This window comes from Mailhella massiliensis (genome assembly GCF_020741395.1).
GTDB lineage: Bacteria > Desulfobacterota > Desulfovibrionia > Desulfovibrionales > Desulfovibrionaceae > Mailhella > Mailhella massiliensis_A.
In genome coordinates this window covers 1-2,560 of sequence record NZ_DYZA01000131.1, presented here as the reverse complement: position 1 = coordinate 2,560, position 2,560 = coordinate 1, and the positions used below count along the sequence as shown (strand labels likewise).

The window sequence follows — 2,560 nt, the reverse complement described above, 5'->3', positions numbered from 1 at the left end:
CCGCGGACAAGGCTGCTCCGGTAGGAGGCGGGATCACTCTTCTGCGCGGCGGCGCGACCGGCAAGCACTTTGTCAAGCTCGGCCTCACGAATGTCAAGCCCTTCCCCGCGCGCCCAAAGAAGCAGAAGCGTGCGCCTTACGGCCTTTTTCCGAGCCGCCTGCTCAGCTTCCTCCTTCATGATGGCGAGAATTTCCTTCAATCTGTCCGGCGAATCGTACCGGCTCTGCAAATACTGGCGGGAGCGGCGCAGGGCCTCGCGGCGGCCATGTTCTACAAGAACGGCGGGGGGCTCAACCCCCTCCCACGCTTCCAGGAGCGCCGCAAGCTCACGCTTCGCCTCCATGCGGGCTCGCGCCCGGCTCCGCTCCAAGGCCAGTCCATGGGCCGCAGCCTTCAGTGCTTCTACACCGCCAAAACCAAGGCGGCGCGCCGTTTCCTCCGTGAGCGGAGGGAGAATCTCCCTTTCCACGGCGCGAAGGCTCACGGTAAGCTCTATGTCCCTGCCCCGCAGGGAAGGATCGGGATAATTGTCCGGGCACACCGTCGTACCGGCGCCGGTTTCCCCCACGTTCAGCGAGCGCACCACCGGATCCAGATCCGGGGCCTTCTCTCCCGGGCGAAGAGGCATGAGACGCATGCGACAGGGGCCGGTGTTCATACCGGGCAGGATGCGGCCGTCCATGCGGCCCGTCACCTCTGCCTGCACGATATCGCCATCCTGAGGGCGGCCTTCTTGCACGGGCACCCTTTCGGCAATGCGGCCGAGCATGTCGCGCAAAGCTGCGGCATCCTGTTCAGCGTCGGCCGCAGGAACCTTTTCCTTCACTGAGAGGGAAGAAAAATCCGGCTCTTCCCCTTCAGGAAGATACCCGAAACTCACGCTGAAACGAAATTCCCGCCCGCGCAGAGCGTTTCCCCCTTCATAAACAAAGGAGGTGACGGGCAGCAGGCCTTCCGCCGCAAGGGCCTTCCTCACGCCGCGTCCGATCAGCGCATCGGCGGCTTCTTCGGAAATCCGCCCCCCGAACTGACGCTCCAGCACTTCCAGCGGAGCCTTGCCCGGCCGGAAGCCCGCCATGCGGAAGGAAGACGCAAAGGGCGCGGCGGCCTTTTTCCATTCCGCTCCTACTTCGTCCGCAGAAAACACGCAGGAAAGGCGACATGCTCCGCCTTCCCCTTTCTCCAGATGATATTCCATAGGAAACCTGAACCAGTTCTTTAAGGTTAATCACACCCGCTCAGGCACGGGCCTCTTCCCCGGCCGGGGCAAGCCCCATGAGAAGCTCATCCCGCCCGGTTTTCTCTTCCACCCTCCGCCCCAGTATCGAAAGGCCATGCTTTTGATAAAAAGCCACGGCGCGGGCGTTCTCCTTGTACACGCACAGGGAAAGATCGGGATGCATACGCCTTGCGATGCGGAGCAGGCGGCTTCCGAGCCCCCTGCCCTGGGCATGGGGAGCCACGAAAAGCGCGGCAAGAAAAGTATCCACAAAAGCGAAGAACGCGTCCACCTCACCTGTCGCATCGTCGACATGCACGACGATTTCATCGCTCATGGGGAGGTACAGCTCGCGCATGTCCTCGGCCGCCGCCTCCCAGTACGAAGGGGGCATAAAGGCATGAGCTTCGCAGGAAGCCTCCAGCCACAGCCGGATGACGGCGTTTGTATCGTCGGTGCAAAAAGGGCGTATCATACAGCCTCCCTGCGGATATTGTATCAGAACAAAGGGAATGGCAAGGCACGGAGGCAGGCCGAGAATCATGCTTGCACTTGCCCCCCGCTCGTGTCATGCTGCGCTTTCAATCCCATGAGAGGTACATTCCATGAATATTGCTGTTTTCCGGGCTGCGGCCCTTGCCTTCGCCCTTTCCCTTCCCCTGCAGGCCCTTGCCATGCCCGGCATGCAGGGAGGCTCTCCCGCCCGCTCCGCCGACCCTGTGGAACGCTTCCATGCCATGGATGCCGACAAGGACGGAGTGCTCACCAGGGAGGAACTTTCCGCCGCAAGGCCCAATCTCAACCGCAATGCCTTCGACACCATCGACACCGATCACAACGGCGGCATCTGCCTTGAGGAGTGGAAAAACTTTTCCGCCGGGCACGGCGCTTCCGCGAGCATGCCCGACATGGAAGGCATGATGAAGGCCATGCGCGGAGCGGGCGATCAGGCCGCCGCACAGAAAGAAGGCATGCCCCTCGTCATGCCTCCGGCGCAGAAGGCCGCTCCCTCCGGGAACGGTTCCCTGCCCCTTCTCGTCACTCCGCCCGCCAAGGGAAACTGATCTTCGCCCGCAAACACGCCGCGGAAGGCATGGGAGAAGGTCCTCTTCTCCCGGGATGAGGAAATTCACGGCTCTCCAGGGCGCGCTTGCCGGTTCGTCCTCTCCTGCCCAGGCGCTCCGCGCCCGTACAGCGCCCCCTTTTCCGCACTCTTCCCGACACCTTGAAAGCTCCCGAGCAGGCATCTGCCGGACATTCCCGAAGGAATGAAGCATGAAGGATTCCACCATACTCACCCACGCCGGACGCGCGCCCCTGCGGGTCGGCGGTCCCGTCAA

General features: G+C 62.7%; 3 protein-coding genes. 1 reads left to right on the top strand and 2 read right to left on the bottom strand.

Annotated features, from left to right (window positions below; all coding sequences use genetic code 11):
• Nucleotides 1–1,199 (bottom strand): trigger factor (locus tag K8W16_RS06610; protein WP_304122289.1); only part of this gene is annotated, 1,199 nt, incomplete at its 3' end.
• 40 nt (nt 1,200–1,239) lie between these two features.
• Nucleotides 1,240–1,695 (bottom strand): GNAT family N-acetyltransferase, encoded by a 456-nt coding sequence (locus tag K8W16_RS06605; RefSeq protein WP_304122287.1) that lies wholly within the window; start codon nt 1,693–1,695, stop codon nt 1,240–1,242.
• 130 nt (nt 1,696–1,825) lie between these two features.
• Between K8W16_RS06605 and K8W16_RS06600 the strand changes: the two genes are divergently transcribed.
• On the top strand, nt 1,826–2,284 hold the full coding sequence (locus K8W16_RS06600) for an EF-hand domain-containing protein (protein ID WP_304122286.1): 459 nt from the start codon (nt 1,826–1,828) through the stop codon (nt 2,282–2,284).
• Nucleotides 2,285–2,560: the final 276 nt, after the last annotated feature.